Genomic DNA, 19,916 nt, shown 5'->3' with positions numbered 1-19,916 from the left:
CCGCCAAAGTGACGCGCAATGCTAGGTTAAGTTGTGGCAAGTGGTGAATTTGGCGTCATCACGCAGATCACGCGCACACGAACTGTGTGAATTTGTGGACTCAAAGACAACCACCTTGGCTTACTAGTTCTACGAGACCAGGTTGATCCATACCTATGACAACCTACGTGACATGTCGGCGCGCAGATCAAACCACAATACCGGGACAGTTCTTATGAAGACTTTGGCGTCACTCTCCTTTGTTTTGCTTTTGGTTTTCGGGGCCGCCGCCACGGCGCAGCAAGGTCCACCAACCGTGACGGCGGCCAAGCCGGTCGTCAAAACAATCGTCGAAGATGACGAGTTTGTGGGCCGGTTCGAGGCAAGGTCCGAAGTGTCCTTGCGATCGCGTGTCTCAGGTTACCTCGAGGAGGTTCATTTCAAGGAGGGCAGTCTGGTCGAGGCGGGCCAGCTTCTGTTCACAATCGACCAACGGCAGTTCCGCACCGCCCTCAGACAGGCGCAGGCGCAGATTGATGTCGCCGATGCGACATATGAGTTTGCAACTGAACAGCTGGAGCGGGCGCAAGCGCTGATCGGAAACGGCACCATCCCGCAAAGTGTTCTGGATGAACGGCGCGAGGCGTATCTGGCCGCGCAAGGGGCCTTGGAACAGGCCCGTGCGGCATTGGAATTGGCCGAGCTGGATCTGGAGTTTTCAGAGATACGCGCACCGATGTCCGGACGGATTGATCGATCACTGATTGATCCCGGCAACCTGGTTTCTGCGGATCAAACCGTGCTGACGTCCATTGTGTCGAACGATCCCATCTACTTCGTCTTCGACATCGATGAACGGTATTTCCTTGCCTATGCGCGGGATGCGCGCGCGCGGGGAACCGCCCTGCAAGAAGGGGGTGGTGCGTTGGAGGTCAAGGTGACGCTGTCGGATAACAAAATCCCGCCGCAAACCGGCTACCTTGATTTCTCGGAAAACAGGATCGATGCCGAAACCGGCACAATGCGCGTCCGCGCCGTTCTGGAAAACCCGGATGAGTTACTAACGCCTGGGCTGTTTGGTCGGGTCAATGTGCCGGGATCGCTTCCATATGAAGGTATTCTGATCCCCGACCGGGCAATTGTTGCCGATCAAAACCGGCGGCTTGTGATGACCGTCGACGCCGATGGTGTGGTCACGCCTTTGCCAATCCGTCCCGGACCCGGAATAGATGGATACCGCGTCGTGCGCGAAGGTATGGATGGAACCGAAACAATCGTGATTGACGGTCTGGTGACCGCCCGCCCGGGCATGACAGTGAACCCGGATATGGTCGAACTGCCACTCATCGCGGAGAACTGATATGGGCCGCTTCTTCGTCAGCCGCCCAATCTTTGCCGTCGTTGTATCCGTGATCATGACGATTGTCGGCCTGATCTCGTACTATCAGTTGCCGATTGAACAATACCCCGAAATCGCGCCGCCCTCGATCGTGGTGCGTGCTTCTTATCCGGGGGCGGATGCGACGACCATTGCAAACACCGTTGCAACCCCGCTTGAGCAGGAAATCAACGGGATCGAGGGCATGTTGTACATGTCCTCATACGCGACAGCCGACGGCGCGATGAGCCTGACCGTCACTTTCGAACTGGGCACCGATCTGGATACGGCGCAGGTGCTGGTGCAAAACCGGGTCGCCATTGCCGAGCCGCGCCTGCCACAAGAGGTGCGCGCACTGGGTGTGACGACCACCAAATCCTCGCCTGACCTGATGATGGTCGTACACATGCTGTCGCCAGACGCAACATTTGATCAGCTCTACGTGTCGAACTATGCCCGGGCACGGGTGCGCGACAGGCTGGTGCGCTTGGACGGCGTGGGCGATCTGATCATCTTTGGCGAACGCGAGTTTTCGGCGCGGGTTTGGCTGGACCCGGACAAATTGGCCTCGCTCAGCCTGACGGCAAGTGACGTCGTTGACGCCCTACGGGAACAGAATGTTCAGGTGTCTGGCGGCTCACTTGGTGCCCCTCCGAACACGGCAGACAGTGCTTTTCAGGTGTCCGTCACAACCCAGGGCCGACTGGAAGATCCAAGGGAATTTGGACGCGTCATCGTAAAGGCATCTGATGCTGGTCGGGTTGTCCGTGTTCGCGATGTCGCTCGGGTTGAGATCGGTGCGCGGTCCTACGTCACCAACTCCTATCTCAACAACAAACCTGCTGTAGCGCTTGGTATCTTCCAGCGACCCGGTTCGAACGCGTTGGCCACCGCAGACGAAGTGCGGGCGACGATGGACGAACTGGCCCAGGACTTCCCGAACGGGTTGGAATATCAGGTCGTCTACAACCCAACCGAATTCATCAGCGCCTCCATCGACGCCGTCTACAAAACGCTGTTTGAAGCTGTGTTGTTGGTCGTCATCGTTATCATCGTCTTCCTGCAAAGCTGGCGCACCGCCCTCATTCCGCTGCTTGCGATACCGGTGTCTCTGATCGGGACATTCGCGGTGATGCTGGCGCTTGGCTACACGCTGAACCTGCTGACGCTGTTCGGGTTGATCCTTGCCATCGGTATTGTGGTGGATGACGCCATCGTTGTTGTCGAAAACGTCGAACGAAACATCCGCAACGGCATGACACCGCGCCAGGCGTCGGCCAGATCCATGGACGAGGTGCAAAGTGCCATCATCGGCACAACACTTGTTCTGATCGCGGTCTTTGTCCCTGCCGCTCTGGTGCCCGGTATCACCGGACAGTTCTACAGGCAGTTTGCCGTCACCATCTCGGTGGCAACCGTGATCTCAAGCATCAACTCGCTCAGTCTGTCCCCCGCCCTTGCCGCAATTTTTCTGAAACCGAATAGCAACTCACTGTCACGCAACCCGCTGTCGCAGCTTGGTGCTTACTTTGCCAACGCCTTTAACGGCGGTCTTGATGTCGTCACGCGCGGCTATGCCGCCGTTGTGCGGGTGCTTGTTGGTACGTGGGGCATGATCGCGGTCGCAATTGTCGCCTTCGCAGGTCTTTTGGGCACGGCATGGTGGATCAATGAACAGGTGCCGACGGGCTTCATCCCTGATGCGGACCAAGGCTATGCCATCGTCGTGGTGCAATTGCCCGAGGGGGCATCGCTGGACCGGACCGACGCGGTTATGAAACAAGCCACCGAGATTGCGCTTGAAACGCCTGGCGTCACGAATGCCGTTGCGTTCGCCGGGTTCTCGGGCGCGACGTTCACCAACGCCAGCAATCAGGGCGTGATCTTCACGACCTTCGCCCCGTTCGAGGACCGTCTGGAAAGCGGGTTGGATGCCAATGCAATTGTCGGGCAGCTCTTTGGCCGCATGCAGGTGATCCGAGAGGCATTCATCATTGCCATCGCGCCCCCTTCGGTACGGGGTGTCGGCACCGGTGGTGGCTTCAAGATGCAGCTGCAGGACACTGACAGTGCGGACATGCGCCGCGTGTTGAACAGTGCCTACGCCATCATGGGTGCCGCACAACAATCGGACAAGGTGACGGGCGTCTTCACGACATTCTCAGCCAGTTCGCCTCAGGTGTACCTCGAGATTGACCGGGTGCGCGCGCAAATGCTGAACGTTCCGATTGGAGAGATCTTTGAGACATTGTCGATCAACCTTGGTTCAGCCTATGTGAACGACTTCAACGCCTTTGGCCGCCTGTTCCAGGTGCGCGCGCAGGCCGACCAGCAGTTCCGACTGGACGAAGAAGACATTCGATCCCTGCGTGTCCGGACGGCAACTGGTGCACTTGTTCCATTGGGAACCCTTGTATCCGTGGTCGACACGGCAGGCCCTGCACTGGTGCAGCGCTATAACCAACTCGTGTCTGTGCCGATCCAGGGCAACGCCATCCCGGGTGTGTCCACGGGTGACGCCCTGATTGCTATGGAGGAATTGGCTGAACAACTGCTGCCGCCCGGCGTGGATTACGAATGGACCGAATTGGCGCTGCAGGAACGCAATCAGGGTGACACGGCAACCTACATCTTTGCCTTCTCGGTTCTGTTTGCTTTCCTCTTTCTTGCCGCTCTCTATGAAAGCTGGGTCTTGCCACTTGCCATCATTCTTGTGGTGCCACTTGCAGTCCTGTCTGCCTTGTCGGGTGTGATGCTGCGCGGCATGGACAACAACATTCTGACGCAGGTGGGACTTATCGTATTGGTGGGCCTGTCGGCCAAGAACGCCATCCTAATCGTGGAATTCGCAAAACAAGCGCAAGAGGAAAAGGGGATGTCCGCGATTGACGCCGCCGTGGATGCGTGCCGTCTGCGCCTGCGCCCGATCCTGATGACGGCCTTTGCCTTCATCCTGGGCGTGGTGCCTTTGATGATCGCCACCGGACCTGGGTCCGAGATGCGGCAAGCCTTGGGCACCGCTGTCTTTTTCGGGATGTCAGGCGTGACCTTCCTTGGCCTGTTTTTCACCCCAGTGTTCTATGTCGCCCTGCGCCGCATCTTCCCCGGAAAAGCAAAGGATGTTGAAAGCACCGAAACGGCGTCAGACCCAACGCCCGGCTAAGGGTTGTCTTGGCGCATGGCTTGCGGGCTGTGACCAAAGGCTGCCCTGAAGGCACGTGTCATGGCGCTGGCGTTCTCATACCCGCATCGGCCCGCGATCTCTGACACGGGCAAATCGGTCTCCTGCACAAGGCGCAAAACGGCGTTGAGGCGCAGACGCCGGTACACGGCCGCTGGCGTCGCCGCCATCGCAGTCTTCATACGATGCTCCAGCGTTTTCTGGGTGCATCCGACGCGACGCGCGATCTCGGGAATGGGGATCGGGTTCTCAATATTGTCCTGCATCAACGCCACCGCCCGGCCGACCATCCGCCCTGACGCGCGGACTGGCAGCGCTGGCACCGTTTCGCGCGACATGAACAGTTGGGCAACCTCCATCGCAACCAGCGGCCCATGTGCGGACGCAATCAGGCCGTTTGCCAGATCAAAGGCCGCCATGGCACCCGAACACGTGATGCGATCAGCATCGATGACATAGCGTTGCCGCACGGTCTCAACATCCGGGAACGCCTCGGAAAAGGCATCGAGCATGTCCCAATGAATGGTTGCGCGGTGGCCATCCAAAAAGCCGGCACGCGCCAATAGCCAGCTTCCTGTATCGAGGCCGCCCAGAACGGCGTATCGCCGTGCTGCACTGCGGACAGCACCCATGATACGATCCTGATCCAAGTCGCGAATGCCGTAAGACGGCATAAGCATCAGCGCGGTGCCCTCGGCGTTTGCGAGAGCATCATGTGGCGCAATCTGCAACCCGCTTGAGCTGGAGACCGGAGCGCCATCCAACGCGAAAAACCGCCATTGATAAGCGGTGCGCCGCAAGAACCCGTTCGCAGCCCGCAGCGGTTCAACGAAATTCGCGAGGCAGTGGTTCGAAAACCGATCAAACAGGACGATGTCCACATGCTGCATCGCGTCATGGATTTTCGACCATTCCTGCATGATAGATACCTAGCACTGCACGTTATATGTCGGCAAGCCGCGCTCTGATCCTGCAGCCACAACAGGGAACGCACCGATGCAGTTTGGTTTGACCGAAGAGCAGGACATGATCGTCTCGACCGTCCGCAGTTTCGTCGAGAAAGAGATTTACCCTCACGAGGCCGAGGTCGAACGGACCGGGCAGGTTCCCCACGAGTTGGGGGAGGAGATCAAGCGCAAGGTCATCGATATGGGGTTCTATGCCTGCAACTTCCCAGAAGAGGTTGGCGGTGCGGGCCTCAGCCATATGGACTTTACGCTCGTCGAGCGCGAGTTGGGGCGCGGATCGATGGCGCTGACCCATTTCTTTGGTCGTCCGCAAAACATCCTGATGGCCTGTAACGAAGACCAGCGTGAACGCTACCTGCTGCCTGCCGTGCGGGGCGAGCGGATGGATGCGCTGGCCATGACCGAGCCTGATGCTGGTTCAGATGTGCGCGGCATGAAATGCACCGCTGTCCGTGACGGCGGAGACTGGGTGATCAACGGGTCCAAGCACTTCATCTCGGGCGCGGAACACGCCGACTTCTTCATCGCCTTTATTGCAACTGGCGTCGACGACACACCCAAGGGTCCCAAGAAGCGTATCACCACATTCCTTGTGGATCGCGGCACGCCGGGGTTCGAAGTGCGCGACGGCTACAATTCAGTCAGCCACAAGGGGTACAAGAATTGCATCTTGTATTTCGATGAGTGCCGCCTGCCCGATGCGCAGGTTCTGGGTGAGGTTGATAGCGGTTTTGCCGTGATGAATGAATGGCTTTATGCGACGCGCCTGACGGTTGCAGCCTTCAGCGTGGGCCGCGCACGCCGGTGCTTTGACTATGCCCTGAGCTATGCGGCGGAGCGCAAACAATTCGGCCAACCCATTGGCAAGTTCCAGGGCATCAGCTTTCAAATCGCGGACATGATCACCGAGATTGATGCCGCCGACTGGTTGACCCTCGCGGCCGCATGGCGGCTGGATCAGGGGCTGCCGTCGAACCGCGAGATCGCGTCAGCCAAGCTTTATGCCTCCGAAGCGCTGGCGCGGGTCACTGACACCACGTTGCAGATCTATGGTGGCATGGGTCTGATGGATGACTTCCCGATTGAGCGATTCTGGCGCGACGCGCGGGTCGAGCGCATCTGGGATGGCACCAGCGAAATCCAACGCCACATCATCAGCCGCGATCTTTTGCGGCCCCTGGGTGCCTGAAATGGTTTCGTATGGGCAAGGCCCATCCGACCGGAGCGAGGGGCCAGCCCCTCGCGCTCCCCGGGATTTTTTGGAAACAGGGAAGAGCAAGCTTTCGCGACTGTTGCGCCCCAAATCAATCGCCGTCATCGGCGGCGGCCCGTGGTGCACTTCCGTTATCGAACAGGCCAAGCGTTTCGGTTTTGATGGCGCAATCTGGCCAGTACACCCAAAAAAGCCGGTGCTTGCAAACCACGGCGCATTCCCATCGGTCGAGGATTTGCCAGCGCCCCCCGATGCCACGTTCATCGGTGTGAATCGTGCTGCGACTGTTGACGTTGTGTCCACCCTGTCGCGCCTCGGCGCAGGTGGTGCTGTCTGTTTCGCCTCTGGCTTTGCGGAAGCCACCGCCGAAGATGAAAGCTCCGCTGACTTGCAGGCGCAGTTGATCCAAGCGGCCGGCGATATGCCCATCCTGGGACCGAACTGTTACGGGTTCATCAACGCGTTGGACCAGGCGCTTCTTTGGCCGGATCAGCATGGATGCACGCCCGTGGATAGGGGTGTCGCCATCCTTACCCAAAGTTCGAACATCGCGATCAACCTGACGATGCAGCAGCGGGCATTGCCGATCGCTTATGCGGTCACCTCGGGGAATATGGCGCAAACCAGCCAGGCTGAAATCGCGCTGTCCTTGCTTGATGATGGACGTGTCACCGCCATCGGCCTGCATATCGAAGGCTTCGGTGATCTGCGCCAGTGGGAAGCCTTGACCGCAAAGGCATATGATCGTGGAATTCCATTGGTCGCTCTGAAAGTTGGAGCGTCAGACCAAGCGCGGCTGGCGACCGTTTCACACACCGCATCCCTGGCTGGGTCGGATACAGGGGCTCAGGCATTTCTGGACCGTTTGGGCATTGCCCGCGTCAATGCATTGCCCGACTTTCTGGAAACCCTGAAACTGCTGCATCTGTATGGCCCGATGTCAGGGAACAGGATTGCATCCATTAGCTGTTCGGGTGGTGAGGCCAGCTTGATAGCGGATATGGCGCTGGACACGGGCCTGACGTTCCCTGCCCTGACAGACGCACAGAAAACCGATCTGCGTGCCTCTCTCGGTCCCATGGTCGCGGTTGCGAACCCATTGGATTACCACACCTATATCTGGCGCGATTCCGACACGATGGCATGTGCATGGTCGGCCATGACCGGTGACGGGGTCAACATGACCCTGTCGATCGTGGACTACCCGTTCACCGACAGCTCTGATTGGGCCTGCGCAACTGATGCTGCCCTGAAAGTACGTGCGAACACCAAAGCCCCCTTTGGCGTCGTGGCCACCTTGCCGGAATTGATGCCTGAGCAGACCGCGCAGCAATTGGCCGAAGGTGGCGTCGTCCCCTTCCTCGGCCTGCGCGAAGCTCTTGCCGCCATTGAGGCTGCGCACCACATTCATGCCCCCCACCCGACCCCGATATGTGTGCCCGGCACGTCGGAGGCCACAATGCGTCTGACTGAGGCTGAGGCGAAAGCGGAGCTTGCACTGCATGGGTTGAACGTGCCGCAGAACCGTCTTGTTTCAGCCAAGGACGCTGAGCAAGAAGCGACCGCCCTTGAAGGGCCTTTGGCTGTGAAAGGGGTTGGGCTCGCGCACAAGACGGAAGCGAATGCTGTCCATCTGAATGTAGCTGCATCGGACATTGGTGCGGTCGCCGACAGCATCGGGACACGGACAATTCTCATCGAGGAAATGGTGACGGATGGCGTCGCAGAATTGCTGGTTGGTGTTGTTCGTGATCCGGCCCACGGGTTTGTTCTGACCCTTGGTGCGGGCGGAGTGTTGACCGAACTGATGCAAGACACGCAATCACTGCTTTTGCCCGTTACTGCGACAGATATCGACACGGCCCTGTCGCGCTTGCGCTGCTCTGTGCTGCTTCGCGGGTATCGCGGTAAACCAGCTGCTGATCCTTCGGCCATCCGCGAGGCAGTACTGGCCATCCAATCCTACGTGCTTGCACATGCCGACACCGTCAGCGAGGTTGAAGTGAACCCGCTGATCTGCACCCCCACCCGCGCTGTTGCCGTTGATGCGCTGATACGAAAGGCCTGATCGATGAGCCCCATAAAAACAAGGCGCGAAGGCGCGATCCTGGAAGTCACGTTGGACCGGCCAAAAGCCAATGCCATCGACCTCGCCACAAGCCGGATCATGGGTGAAACCTTTATGGCGTTCCGCGACGATCCCGAGCTGCGCGTGGCCATCATCACGGGCGCGGGCGAGAAGTTCTTTTGCCCCGGCTGGGACCTCAAGGCCGCCGCGGACGGGGATGCTGTTGATGGCGATTATGGCGTCGGGGGCTTCGGCGGATTGCAGGAATTGCGCGGCCTCAACAAACCGATCATTGCCGCCGTGAACGGCATTGCCTGTGGTGGCGGGCTGGAACTGGCATTGAGCGCAGACATGATCCTGGCGGCCGAGCATGCGACATTTGCCTTGCCGGAAATCCGGTCCGGCACCGTTGCCGATGCCGCCAGCATCAAGCTGCCCAAGCGCATCCCCTACCACATCGCGATGGAGCTTTTGCTGACCGGGCGCTGGTTCGATGCGGAGGAAGGGCACCGCTGGGGCTTGGTCAATGAAATCGTTTCCGTGCAAGGGCTTATGGACCGCGCGTGGGACTTGGCCCGGTTGATCGCATCGGGTCCACCGTTGGTCTACGCCGCGATCAAGGAAGTGGTACGGGACGCCGAGGACTCCAAGTTTCAGGACGCAATGAACCGCATTACCAACAGCCAGTTGCCCACGGTCGAGACGCTATATCGTTCCGAAGATCAACTGGAAGGTGCCCGCGCATTTGCCGAGAAACGCGATCCGGTCTGGAAGGGCCGCTAGGGCGTTATTCTCGGATCAACCGGCAGGCCGCTTGGCACTGCCTTTGGCACGCCCAGTTTGCCGTCATTTGCGGTTTCACCTGTCAGGGCATGTAGGAACACGACGATCTGATCGACTTCGCTGTCCGTGAGAAGGTTATTTTCAATCTGCACCGCCGCGCGTTGACGCGCCATTTCGCGGCTGTCTTGCCAAACCATGAAATCGATCGCCTCAAGCCACGGAACGGACGGCAGAGCTGCTATCTCTGGCGTCCAATTATACAATGATTGCAAGGGGTTCATATGATGCCGCACGATCCCTTCGAGGGTCGGATATGCACCGTTGTGCCCATAGGGGGCGGTCAGGGCCACGTTTCGGAGCATCGGTGTTTTGAAGGCATAGGCATCTTCGAGCGCGTCGCTTTCACCCATACGCCCGACATCCCGCACCATGGGATCAAAGCGGCGGGTTCGACCCGGGCCAAAGGGCGGCACGCCGAGGGCGTGGAATGCCTGATCGGTCATCAGTGGGCCACTGTGGCAACTGCTGCAATCTGCCTTGCCATAGAACAGTTCAAGCCCCTGCTTTTGTTGAGTATTCAGGGCATTTTCATCGCCCGACAGATAGGCGTCGAAGCGGCTGTCTGTGCTGGTCCATTCCCAGATCATGAAGGCACTGAGCGCATTCGCGATATCTGAAATAGTGATGTCCTTGGCAGTCTTGATATGGTCGTAAGCGCCCGTGAACCCTCCGGCATATGCAGGGATGTGGCGCACACGGTCGGCAAGGATGGGCCACGCGTAATCCATACGCTTATGGATGGCCCCTGCAACCTCGTTTTCCTTGGGGTTTCCAGCCATTTCAAACTGAGCGACCAGCGGGAAAATTGCCTGTGCTGCCAACAGGTTATCCAGACCCTCGGGCAGCCATTCCTCTGCCGGAGAGTTAAAGCCGTTCTCATAGGTGTCGGCGACGCTGAGGCGTCCGTCGTGGAAGATGGTGTACAGATCCCTGGCCCCGAGGTTCCAGAGGCCGGGCGCGTTGCGGGGGATGCGTTTGCGGATGCGATCATCACCTGTGCCTGCGGTGCGCTGTGGGCCCAATCCTTCGCCCCCTTCGCCGATGCCGAGGCTCAGACCGTCACCGGTGCCAAGGTCGGGATGGTGACAGGTGGAACAGGCGATATTGCGGTTGCCGGACAGGATGCGATCATAGAACAGAAGCTGGCCGAGTTTGGCTTGCGCCGGGTCCACAGCGATGAAATCATCCGCAGTCAAAGCACGTGGTACACCGTCGGCAAAGGCGGGTGCGCCACAAAGGAGAAGCATATGCGCAAACTTGCGATAGCCCTTGTTTTTATGGCCTTTCCGGCACTGGCCGAGATTGAGGAAGCGCGTGATCTGATGGAGGCCGGAGACTACAAGGCGGCCTATGACTCTCTGTGGCCCGCGGCCCGGTCGGGCAATGCGGATGCCGAGGAACTGATTGGTGTCATGTACGCCTTGGGTCTTGGGGTCGAGCGCGATGATGAACGGGCGTTCGAGTGGTATTTGCGGTCCTCGATGAAGGGGCATCCGGGCGCGCAATCCGGTGTCGGATGGTACTACGAGGTTGGGCGCGGGATGCCTGCGCCGGACCTTGTGCGCGCCTATATGTGGTACACCCTGTCCGCGATTGGCGGCGATCCCGACGCGGCGATTTCGCTGGAAGAGGTGGTCAAGAAAATGACCAAGGATCAGATTGATCGGGCGCATATTCTGGTCGCTGACTACAAGGTGTGGATGTATCCGTTCCGGTGAGTGTGGCAGCAGATTTTCGCCTTGGGAAGCCTTGTCACCGTACGGTGGCGTTAACGCTGCGTACGATGGTTAAATTCGGGTAAAACGCGCATTTTGCGGGAAAAAGTGCACAGTTTGGTGCGGGTCATACCAGCCTGTTTCAGCCTCATATTCTGAAACTGCGCATTAGCAGTCCGAAACTGCACATTTTGCATTGCCACTGCGCGTTAACAACCGGTTAAGATTTGGGCGGCGTTAACGTTTGAACGCGGCCCTTTACCTTTTGTTAGGAAAGGCGGGGTGAACCCCGCCCTACCGTTAGCTGGCGGCGGCTGCGCTGTAACCTTCGGCCACCTGCGTCATGGATTGGGCGAAAGGACCCGGGCCATAGCTGGCCCGCGCAACGCCGAGGGCGGCGACTTCGGCAATCGAACTCAGGGCACCGCGCATCATCACGTTGACTGGCAGGGATGACGCATCGCAGATGCCACTGATCATGCCATGGTCGGTCAGGCCGGGGATGAAGAAGCCGCTGGCCCCGGCCTCGGCATAGGCTGCGCCGCGTTCCTTTGCCTCGGCCAGATGGGTGGCGTGGGTGTCGGGCTTGGATTTCAGGAACACATCGGTGCGCGCGTTGATGAAGAGTGGCACGCCCGCTGCGTCAGCCGTAGCGCGGATCGCCTTGATCCGGGCAGCTTGTGTGTCGATGGGATAGAGATCTGAGCTGCCGACCACCTGATCCTCGAAGTTGAGCCCGATGGCGCCCGTGCCGATCAGGGCCGTGATGTTGGCGGCCAGCGGTTCGGGGTCGGTGGCATAGCCCCCTTCGAAATCGATGCTGACCGGCAGGTCCGTGCTGTTCACAATGCGGGTGGCGATGGCGAGCAGATCGTCGAGCGGGATGTTTTCGCCGTCAGGGTAACCCTGCGCCTCGGCCACGGACCAGCTGCCGGTGGCAAGGGCCTTGGCGCCCGCCTTGGTCACGGCTTTGGCCGTGCCCGCGTCCCAGATGTTGTAGATGACAACGGGTCTGCCGGGGATGTGCAGTGCAGTGAAGGCGTTGGCTTTGTCAGCTTGGGACATGGGAGTGACCTTTGTTCGGGACAGGTAGCGGCAGCTTTGCCGCGACAGCACCGAAGCGCAAGGGGGGCTTGGCGTATTGCATCCGGACAAGTCTGAGGGACCGATCCGCCTTGCATGTCCATTCTCTTGCAGCGAGGGTCGACCGTGCAGACAAAGAGGGCCAGATGACCGCGAATGACATTCCAGAGGCCGCCCGCACACTCTGGCACTTTCATCATGTCAACAGCACACCAAGCGCGGCGGATGTCATTATTGGATTGGGGTCCTATGACATCCGGGTGGCCGCGCGTTGCGCGGAACTGTTCAAGGACGGTTTTGCGCCCCGGATCATATTCACCGGCGCATCAGGGAATTGGACAAGCGACCTTTTCCCGGCAAGCGAGGCAGAGGCATTCTGTGATCACGCCCATCAGTTGGGCGTGCCGACAGAGGCGATCACACTGGAACCGCGCGCCACGAATATCGGTGAGAATGTGCGTTTCTGCGCGGATCTTGTCCCTGATGCAAAGCAGGTGATCTTTGTGACCAAACCGCAGACGCAATTGCGGTGTCTGGCGACGGCGGAACACCAGTGGCCGGGGGTGAAATCCTTGGTCACAGCGCCCGACACCGCATTTGAGGATCAGCCCCTTCCCCATCACGATCAACGCGCATTGATTTGCGAAATGGTTGGGGATCTGGACCGGATGCGTACCTACGCCACGTTGGGTTTTCAACGGCACGTGGATGTTCCTGAGCCTGTCACACAGGCCTTCGACGCACTTGTGGCGGCTGGCTATGTCGATCACTTGCCGCAACCGCGCCCTTAGCCCATCCGTTTCCTTGTCGTTCAGATGTACCAACGAGGAAAGGCCGCCCCGGTATGGGACGGCCTTGGCTTAACGCGGATATTGGTCCGCTTTAGTTCAGGTCGGCGGCGCGCGACGCGTTCACGTCTTCTTCGGCGGCCGCAACGGCTGCGGTCAGAGCGTCAAAGATTTCCGGGCCGCGGGCCACGTTGTCTTTGAACCAGTCGTAGACCGGTGTGGACGCTTCGGCGAACGCTGCCTTTTGCGCAGGTGTTGGCACGTAGAGATCACCGCCACCGGCGACAAACTCTTCGTAAGCCTGGATCGATTTGCGCTTGGGCGAGGCGAATGTCGCCTGCTGCAGGGCGTAGAAGCCATCGACCACGACACGGCGCATGTCTTCGGGCATCGCGAGGAAGTTTTCGTTCGACATCCACCACAGGGCACCCATGTAGGCGTGGCCGTCAAGCGTGACGTATTGCAGGCCTGCATCGGGGAATTTCATACCCATGATGTCGGTGATGCCGTTCTTGGACCCTTCGACAACGCCGGTCTGGAACGAGGTGAAAAGCTCGGGCCACGGGATCGGGGTTGGGGACGCACCCAGTGCTTTGACCAGTTCCTGAGGTAGGTCGGCGACCACGGTGCGGATTTTCAGACCTTCCATATCGCCCGGTTCGGCCACACGGCGTTGCGTGTTGGCAAAGTTGCGCCAGCCGCCGGTGTTCCCGATCGTCATCAGGCGGATCGCGCCACCGGAATCCTCAAGCGCCATGTCACGCATGGTGCGGGTGAAGTCACCCGACAGCACGTGTTCCGCGATGCGGTCGTCAGCCATCAGGTATGGCAGGTCGAGCACCTGGACGTAAGGAAAGATGCCCGAAGCACCGCCAGAGGTGGAGATGTAGACATCGATCGAGCCGTCGGCCACGCCTTGCAGGCATTCCGCACCGTTCGAGCAGAGCTGGGTGCCGATGAAGAGTTCCACGGCGATGGCGCCGTTGGAGGCTGCCTCGACATAGTTCTTGAAGACGACGAGGCCGTCATAATCTTCGTCATTGGTGTTCGAGTTGGCGGTGGCGCGGATCGTGTAATCCTGCGCTGTCGCCATCATGGCCGAGCCTGCGACAAGCGCGGCAGCCGTGAGGGTTTTGAGGGTCGTTTTGAGCATTATGTTAGGTCCTCCCGTTAAGCTCTGGATTAGTTTGCAAACCCCGTCAGGCGGGGAATGGTCATGGATATTGCGGGCACGTAGGTGATCAGGAAGATCACTGCGATCTCGATGGCGAGGAAGGGCAGGATCGCCTTGGCGATGGTTTCCACCTTTTCCCGACTGACCGCCGCCGCAACGAAAAGCACCAGCCCCATGGGTGGCGTTGCCAGCCCCACCGTCAGGTTCACCGACATGATGATGGCGAAGTGGATCGGATCGACGCCGAGATCGACAAAGATCGGGCCGAGGATGGGCCCAAGGATGATGATCGCGGGCCCTGCATCAAGGAACATGCCGACGATGAACAGCAGGAGGTTGATCAGGAACAGCAGGACCAGAGGGTTTTCCGAAAGCGTCAGAATGAAATCCGCGAGGATCTGCGGCGCGTAGCTGAGCGAGACCACCGTTTTGAACGCAAGTGCTGCCCCCACCAGCAACAAGACCACGGCGCTGGTCAGCCCCGCGCGGCTGAGGATGTCGGGCAGGTCCGACAGGCGCATGGTGCGCAGGACGAAGAAGGCGACGAAGACGGCGTAGGCCACGGCGACCGCTGCCGCCTCGGTCGGGGTGAAGACGCCGCCGAGGATGCCGCCGAGGATCAGGACCGGCGTTTGCAAGGGCACGATCGCGCGTTTGCAGATGGTGCGGAATTCGCTGCTGACCTGAGTGCGGAGCGCAAGCATCAGCGCGTGGGCCACAACGACCGCACCTGCGAAAGTGCCCCAGAGGATCAGCGGGGATGTCTCGCCCAGGGGCAGGAAGGCCCAGAGCAGCAGGCCGATGTTCAGACGCACCAGCGCCCAGGACACCCAACGTTCCATGGGGCTGAGCGCAACGCCGTCGAATTTGACTTTGTGCGCCGCAGGCAGGTCGTAGCGGTCAGCGGTGAGGCGGATCATCACCATGAGGCCGACGCCCACGAGGATGCCCGGCACGATGCCCGCGAGGAACAGGGCCGCAACGCTTTCGCCCATAACGTAAGCGTAGATGATCATGATGCCCGAGGGCGGGATGATCGGGCCGATGACGGATGAGGCGGCGGTGATGGCGGCAGCGTAGCGGCGGGTATAACCCTCTTTCTCCATCGCCGGGACCAGCATGGAACCGAGTGCCGAGGTGTCGGCCACGGCAGAGCCGGAGAGGCCCGCGAAGAGGATGGACGACAGCACGTTCACTTGGGCGAGGCCACCGCGCAGGTGGCCCATGAGCGCTTGGGAAAACTGGACGAGACGGATCGTGATCCCGCCCTTGTTCATCAATTCACCCGCCAGCATGAAGAACGGGATTGCCATGAGCGGGAAGCTGTCCATGCCGTTGTAGACGTTGCGGTAGAGCAGCGTGATGTCACGCTCTTGCCCGTTCAGGTACAGCAGGATGCCAGGGGCGGCGAGCAAGCCGAAGAAGACCGGCAGGCCGATCATCAGGAACAGCAGGAAAAGCGGAAGGAACCAGATCAGCATATCATTCGCTCCCCGCGGCCATGTCGCCCAGATCGAGATCGGGCAATTGATCGCCGCCGCCCATCAGCTCGACCAGTTTGCGCAGGATCAATTCGACATTGACCATGAGCAGAAGAACCACACCGATGAGCAAAGACAGCATCATCCAGCTGCGTGGAACGCGGAACCAGCCATCGAATGTGGGCAGGTAGAGCGATGCGGTGGCAAACTTGCCGCCAAAGCCTGTCACCTCGGAATAGCCGATGGGCAAGGCGACCAGCAGGATCGCGATGGAGATCAGGAGCAGGACCAGACCAAGGAGTGTTGCGACGGGTCGTGGCAATACGCCCGAGATCATGTCGAGCGCCACGAAGCCCCCGCGCCGGAAGGCCGTGGGTGCCATCAGACCGGTCATCCAGAGCATGCAGAAGCGTGCCGCCTCGTCCGGCCAGGGCAATGCATTGTTGAAGAGATAGCGGGCCACGACCTGAATCAGGATCGCAATCACCATGGCCGCAATGGCCACGATGCCTATGGCTCGCCCGATCTTGAGCAGCAGGCCATTCAACCAGCTGATCGGCGCGAGCACCGTCAGTAATAGACCCATGAAGGGCCCTCCCTTTGTCGGTCGCCCGGCGGTTAATCCACCGTGGCCCATTTTCCGCTTTCACCCCGCGGGCGGGTCGTTTTTCACGTCAGGACGTGACGGAGCCGAAGTTGCCCCCGAAGAATGTGAGCGGCTGTCCATCGCGCATCTCTGTGCGCTGGACCTGGCCCACGATAATCACGTGGTCGCCTGCGTCATGTGCTGCCACCCTGCGACATTCGAACCGCGCAAGGCAATGATCAATCAAAGGAACACCATCGGCGTTCAAGTGATGCGTATGGTCGTTCAGCATATGCCCGTCACGCGCTGCACGTTTGCAGATGTCGTGCTGTTCTGCGGCCAGAACGTGGATTGCGTAGTGGTCGGCCGCTTCGAAATAGCGGAAGCGGCGGGCATCGCGGTCCACCGACCACAAGACAAGCGCCGGATCCAGAGAGACGGACGAAAAGCTGTTGGCCACGATGGCGATGGGGCCGTCGACGCTGGGCGCTGTGATCAGGGTTACGCCAGTGGCGAACTTGCCGAAGGCGTCGCGGAGCTGGCGGCTGGAATTGGCATCGGGGGAAAACACTGTCGATTGGTCCGGGCTTTGCATTGTCATCAAGCCACCTCATGTCCCAGGGCCGCTTCATACAAGCGGAACCATGTGGGCCGGTCCAGTGACACCTGTGCAGCATTGCCGATCTTGCTGATCCGGTCGATATTATTCGTACCCATCACCGGAATGATGTTTGCGGGGTGTGCCAGCAAAAACGCGGTCGCGACGGCAGCGCGATCTACGCCTTGTGCGCCAGCAATCTCATCCATGACGGCGTGCAGTTTGTCATTGCCCGTCATCAGGCCGCCGCCACCAAGTGGTGACCACGCCATCACAGGCTGGCCGTGCCGCTGGTGGAACGACAGGTCCCCGTTGGTGAACGGGTTGATTTCACTGAGGGAAATTTCGATCTGGTTGGTGACCAGTTGCGATTTCATACCCGATTGCAGCAGTTTCCAGTCCCAGGGGCGGAAGTTGGACACGCCCACGGCGCCGACCTTGCCGCTCGCGACCGCTTCGTCCAACGCGGCACCTGTTTCATGGTGATCCATGAACGGGTCAGGGCGGTGGATCAGCAACAGGTCGATGTGATCGACGTTCATGTCCCGCAGCGAGTTTTCGATGCTTTGCATGATGTGGGCGCGGCTGGTGTCGTAGTATTTGACCGGCGCGTCAGCATAGCGGCCCACGGGCGCGACGATATCGCATTTGGTCACGATCTCCATCTTGGACCGCAGGCCGGTATCGGCCTTGAGCGCTTCGCCCAGCACAGCCTCGGCCACGTAGCCGCCGTAGATGTCGGCCTGGTCAAAGGTGGTGATCCCCTGGTCGAGGCAGGCGTGGATCTTGGCCTGGACGTGGCCCACCGACGTGTCGCTGTCGTCAGCCAAGCGCCACATGCCATAGACGATGCGCGAGAAATTCAGGGTATCGGATAGTTGGACGCGGTCCATTAGCGGCGCTCTCCTGCGGCAAGGGGTGTTGCGGGTGCGGTCGATGGCACCCGGCCATAAGCATGGGGCAATGAGCAGGTTTTCAAGTGCGGCATGACACGCGCGCCAAAATGCTTTGCTTCGTCCAGGTGCGGGTAGCCCGAGAAGATGAAGGCGCGGATGCCCATCTTTTGATATTCTTCGATTTTCGACATCACCTGATCGGTCGAGCCGACAAGCGCCGCGCCACAGCCCGAACGCGCCCGGCCAACACCGGTCCAGAGGTTGGGTTCGACATAGCCGAACTTGTCCGCCAGTTCGCGCGCCTTGGCCTGATGCGCCACGCCAAGCGACGTGCTGTCCAAAGCCCGGTCACGGATCAGCTGGCCGTATTCGTCATCAAGTTTTGACACGATGTAGTCTGCGTATTCGCGCGCCTCGGCTTCCGTGTCCCGCACGATCATGTGCACCCGCAGGCCGTAGTCGAGCGTACGGTTGTATTTCTCGGCCACGGCGTTCACGTCGCGCATGCGCTGCGCGAGGTTTTCCTTTGGCTCGGGCCACATCAGGTAGACGTCACAATGCTGGCCGCACAGATCGAGTGCTGATGGGCTGTAACCGCCAAAGTACAGCAGCGGGCCGCCTGTCTGATAGGGGCGCACGGGGTCTGTGGTGAGACCTTCGAAGTTGTACACCTCGCCCTTGTACGTGATTTCGTCCCGCGTCCACGCCTGTTTCAGGATTTCGACCACCTCGCGCGAGCGTTGGTAGCGGTATTCGCTATCGGCCTTTTCGCCCGGAAAATCGGACGAAATGATGTTCACCGTGAGCCGCCCCTCAAGCATGTGGTCAAGTGTGGCGATGGTGCGGGCCAGCATGATCGGCTGCACCTCGCCGCAGCGGACGGCGGCAAGCAGGTTGATCTTGGATGTGATTGGCGCGCAGCCGGCAACGAAGGACAGCGTGTCCTGCCCCACCTGGTAGGAGGAGGGGCAGAGGATGTTGCGGAAGCCTTGCGCCTCGGCCTCTTTCACGATGTCGGAACAGTGCGCCCAGCTGGACCGCAAATTGCCGTCAGGCACGCCAAGAAACTGATAGTCGTCCGAGCAAAGAGCCGAGAACCACGACACTTCGGCCGCATCAAGGTCTGGGGATGTGATGGGGACGATCGTCATCTACAGTCTTTCAATGGCTTCAACTTGGCACTTGCGTAACACTGTCATTGATGTAGATCAATGGTGTATCAATTTTATGCACTGCAACCTGTAACCCCACGTGACCACGCAAAAACAATCCCCTCAGTCGCTGCCCATCTACGTGCAGATCGCCGAGCTTCTGACCCGGGATATCATTTCTGGCCGGTTGATCGATGGCGAGCGTTTGCCGCCCGAACGCGACATGGCCGCCGAGCTGGGTGTGAGCGTCGGCACGTTGCGCAAAGCCCTGCGGGACATGGGCGAAAAGGGGTTGGTGCAGAGCGTTCAAGGCTCCGGCAACTATATCCGGGCGGGGGGCGACACGGGCACCGTCTATGCCATGTTCCGGCTGGAACTGCTTGAAGGTGGTGGGCTGCCGCGGGCGCAGGTTCTGTCTGTTGATCTGATGGGCAAGCCCGCTGACCTACCAGATTTCGGAAGTGCGGTCCGGGGCACGCGCATCCGGCGGCTGCGGTCCCTGAATGACACAATCATCGCTGTCGAAGAGATTTGGCTGGATGCGGATGCGGGAATCGTGTCGGAAGCCACGATGTCCGAATCCCTTTATGCCACGTACCGCAAAGAGCTGGGTCTGTGGATCCAGCGGGCCGAGGACCGGGTGTCGCTGGGCGCGGTGCCGGACTGGGCGCCCGATGCCTATGGCCCGCGTCCCGGCGACACGGTCGGGTATGTCGAGCGCCTGAGCTGGGCAGACGCAGCGGCACCCATTGAATTTTCCCGCACATGGTACGACCCCGCGCGGGCCGTTTATGTGCAACGCATGAAGTGAAGG

Annotated in this window: 17 protein-coding genes; 8 read left to right on the top strand and 9 right to left on the bottom strand. The window is 59.9% G+C overall.

Going from position 1 to position 19,916, the window contains the following annotated elements; genetic code table 11:
- Positions 1 to 214 precede the first annotated feature (214 nt).
- Positions 215 to 1,339: an efflux RND transporter periplasmic adaptor subunit gene (locus AC53L6_RS20280; protein WP_299205347.1), complete on the top strand. Its 1,125-nt coding sequence runs from the start codon at positions 215 to 217 to the stop codon at positions 1,337 to 1,339.
- Position 1,340: 1 nt separating this feature from the next.
- A complete protein-coding gene (locus AC53L6_RS20275) occupies positions 1,341 to 4,520 on the top strand; it encodes an efflux RND transporter permease subunit (protein ID WP_496909153.1) in 3,180 nt (1,059 codons plus the stop codon).
- Here the strand turns inward: AC53L6_RS20275 and AC53L6_RS20270 are convergent.
- Entirely contained in the window at positions 4,517 to 5,458 is a 942-nt protein-coding gene (locus tag AC53L6_RS20270; RefSeq protein WP_496909152.1) for a GlxA family transcriptional regulator, read from the bottom strand. The two genes, AC53L6_RS20275 and AC53L6_RS20270, sit on opposite strands and share 4 nt — an antisense overlap.
- 76 nt (positions 5,459 to 5,534) lie before the next feature.
- Here AC53L6_RS20270 and AC53L6_RS20265 point away from each other — a divergent pair, with 76 nt between their 5' ends.
- The 3 genes from AC53L6_RS20265 (at position 5,535) to AC53L6_RS20255 (ending at position 9,570) form a co-directional block, all read left to right on the top strand.
- Entirely contained in the window at positions 5,535 to 6,695 is a 1,161-nt protein-coding gene (locus tag AC53L6_RS20265; protein ID WP_496909151.1) for an acyl-CoA dehydrogenase family protein, read from the top strand.
- Positions 6,696 to 6,795: 100 nt separating this feature from the next.
- Positions 6,796 to 8,787, top strand: a complete 1,992-nt coding sequence (locus AC53L6_RS20260) for an acetate--CoA ligase family protein (RefSeq protein WP_496909245.1) — start codon at positions 6,796 to 6,798, stop codon at positions 8,785 to 8,787.
- A gap of 3 nt (positions 8,788 to 8,790) precedes the next feature.
- A complete protein-coding gene (locus AC53L6_RS20255) occupies positions 8,791 to 9,570 on the top strand; it encodes a carnitinyl-CoA dehydratase (RefSeq protein ID WP_496909150.1) in 780 nt (259 codons plus the stop codon).
- Here AC53L6_RS20255 and AC53L6_RS20250 read toward each other — a convergent pair.
- Positions 9,567 to 10,877, bottom strand: coding sequence for a cytochrome-c peroxidase (locus AC53L6_RS20250; protein ID WP_496909149.1), 1,311 nt, complete (start codon positions 10,875 to 10,877; stop codon positions 9,567 to 9,569). The genes AC53L6_RS20255 and AC53L6_RS20250 overlap by 4 nt on opposite strands.
- Between AC53L6_RS20250 and AC53L6_RS20245 the strand changes: the two genes are divergently transcribed.
- Positions 10,878 to 11,348: a tetratricopeptide repeat protein gene (locus AC53L6_RS20245; RefSeq protein ID WP_496909148.1), complete on the top strand. Its 471-nt coding sequence runs from the start codon at positions 10,878 to 10,880 to the stop codon at positions 11,346 to 11,348. It abuts the gene before it with no gap.
- Positions 11,349 to 11,645: 297 nt separating this feature from the next.
- Here AC53L6_RS20245 and AC53L6_RS20240 read toward each other — a convergent pair whose 3' ends face one another.
- Positions 11,646 to 12,410: an isocitrate lyase/PEP mutase family protein gene (locus tag AC53L6_RS20240; protein ID WP_496909147.1), complete on the bottom strand. Its 765-nt coding sequence runs from the start codon at positions 12,408 to 12,410 to the stop codon at positions 11,646 to 11,648.
- Positions 12,411 to 12,574: 164 nt separating this feature from the next.
- Between AC53L6_RS20240 and AC53L6_RS20235 the strand changes: the two genes are divergently transcribed.
- Positions 12,575 to 13,219, top strand: a complete 645-nt coding sequence (locus AC53L6_RS20235; RefSeq protein ID WP_496909146.1) for a YdcF family protein — start codon at positions 12,575 to 12,577, stop codon at positions 13,217 to 13,219.
- A gap of 91 nt (positions 13,220 to 13,310) precedes the next feature.
- Here AC53L6_RS20235 and AC53L6_RS20230 read toward each other — a convergent pair whose 3' ends face one another.
- From AC53L6_RS20230 to AC53L6_RS20205, 6 genes are all read right to left on the bottom strand, one after another.
- A complete protein-coding gene (locus AC53L6_RS20230) occupies positions 13,311 to 14,369 on the bottom strand; it encodes a TRAP transporter substrate-binding protein (protein WP_299205373.1) in 1,059 nt (352 codons plus the stop codon).
- A 29-nt stretch (positions 14,370 to 14,398) separates the two neighbouring features.
- A complete protein-coding gene (locus tag AC53L6_RS20225; RefSeq protein ID WP_299205376.1) occupies positions 14,399 to 15,871 on the bottom strand; it encodes a TRAP transporter large permease in 1,473 nt (490 codons plus the stop codon).
- A 1-nt stretch (position 15,872) separates the two neighbouring features.
- Entirely contained in the window at positions 15,873 to 16,457 is a 585-nt protein-coding gene (locus AC53L6_RS20220; RefSeq protein ID WP_496909145.1) for a TRAP transporter small permease, read from the bottom strand.
- An 88-nt stretch (positions 16,458 to 16,545) separates the two neighbouring features.
- Positions 16,546 to 17,058, bottom strand: a complete 513-nt coding sequence (locus AC53L6_RS20215; protein ID WP_299205382.1) for a flavin reductase family protein — start codon at positions 17,056 to 17,058, stop codon at positions 16,546 to 16,548.
- Entirely contained in the window at positions 17,058 to 17,948 is an 891-nt protein-coding gene (locus tag AC53L6_RS20210; protein ID WP_299602314.1) for an aldo/keto reductase, read from the bottom strand. Before AC53L6_RS20210 ends, AC53L6_RS20215 begins: the two co-directional genes overlap by 1 nt.
- Positions 17,948 to 19,102 carry an LLM class flavin-dependent oxidoreductase gene (locus AC53L6_RS20205; RefSeq protein ID WP_299205387.1) on the bottom strand — a complete coding sequence of 385 codons (1,155 nt, stop codon included), beginning with the start codon at positions 19,100 to 19,102 and terminating at the stop codon, positions 17,948 to 17,950. The genes AC53L6_RS20210 and AC53L6_RS20205 overlap by 1 nt, the downstream gene beginning before the upstream one ends.
- 100 nt (positions 19,103 to 19,202) lie before the next feature.
- On the opposite strand from AC53L6_RS20205, the gene AC53L6_RS20200 reads away from it, so the two are divergent.
- Positions 19,203 to 19,913 (top strand): GntR family transcriptional regulator, encoded by a 711-nt coding sequence (locus tag AC53L6_RS20200; RefSeq protein ID WP_299602309.1) that lies wholly within the window; start codon positions 19,203 to 19,205, stop codon positions 19,911 to 19,913.
- Positions 19,914 to 19,916 lie beyond the last annotated feature (3 nt).

The sequence above is a fragment of the Tateyamaria sp. LSS28 genome, from assembly GCF_059611725.1.
The sequence above is the reverse complement of the archived record's forward strand: the minus strand, read 5'-3'. Positions and strand labels throughout refer to the sequence as shown.

Excerpts from the sequence above, each read along its gene's own strand:
- AC53L6_RS20270 (WP_496909152.1), bottom strand. The coding sequence starts at position 5,458 with ATGCAGGAATGGTCGAAAATCCATGACGCGATGCAGCATGTGGACATC.
- AC53L6_RS20230 (WP_299205373.1), bottom strand. The coding sequence starts at position 14,369 with ATGCTCAAAACGACCCTCAAAACCCTCACGGCTGCCGCGCTTGTCGCA.
- AC53L6_RS20265 (WP_496909151.1), top strand. The coding sequence starts at position 5,535 with ATGCAGTTTGGTTTGACCGAAGAGCAGGACATGATCGTCTCGACCGTC.
- AC53L6_RS20280 (WP_299205347.1), top strand. The coding sequence starts at position 215 with ATGAAGACTTTGGCGTCACTCTCCTTTGTTTTGCTTTTGGTTTTCGGG.
- AC53L6_RS20215 (WP_299205382.1), bottom strand. The coding sequence starts at position 17,058 with ATGACAATGCAAAGCCCGGACCAATCGACAGTGTTTTCCCCCGATGCC.
- AC53L6_RS20210 (WP_299602314.1), bottom strand. The coding sequence starts at position 17,948 with ATGGACCGCGTCCAACTATCCGATACCCTGAATTTCTCGCGCATCGTC.
- AC53L6_RS20275 (WP_496909153.1), top strand. The coding sequence starts at position 1,341 with ATGGGCCGCTTCTTCGTCAGCCGCCCAATCTTTGCCGTCGTTGTATCC.
- AC53L6_RS20245 (WP_496909148.1), top strand. The coding sequence starts at position 10,878 with ATGCGCAAACTTGCGATAGCCCTTGTTTTTATGGCCTTTCCGGCACTG.
- AC53L6_RS20235 (WP_496909146.1), top strand. The coding sequence starts at position 12,575 with ATGACCGCGAATGACATTCCAGAGGCCGCCCGCACACTCTGGCACTTT.
- AC53L6_RS20250 (WP_496909149.1), bottom strand. The coding sequence starts at position 10,877 with ATGCTTCTCCTTTGTGGCGCACCCGCCTTTGCCGACGGTGTACCACGT.
- AC53L6_RS20220 (WP_496909145.1), bottom strand. The coding sequence starts at position 16,457 with ATGGGTCTATTACTGACGGTGCTCGCGCCGATCAGCTGGTTGAATGGC.
- AC53L6_RS20205 (WP_299205387.1), bottom strand. The coding sequence starts at position 19,102 with ATGACGATCGTCCCCATCACATCCCCAGACCTTGATGCGGCCGAAGTG.
- AC53L6_RS20255 (WP_496909150.1), top strand. The coding sequence starts at position 8,791 with ATGAGCCCCATAAAAACAAGGCGCGAAGGCGCGATCCTGGAAGTCACG.
- AC53L6_RS20225 (WP_299205376.1), bottom strand. The coding sequence starts at position 15,871 with ATGCTGATCTGGTTCCTTCCGCTTTTCCTGCTGTTCCTGATGATCGGC.
- AC53L6_RS20240 (WP_496909147.1), bottom strand. The coding sequence starts at position 12,410 with ATGTCCCAAGCTGACAAAGCCAACGCCTTCACTGCACTGCACATCCCC.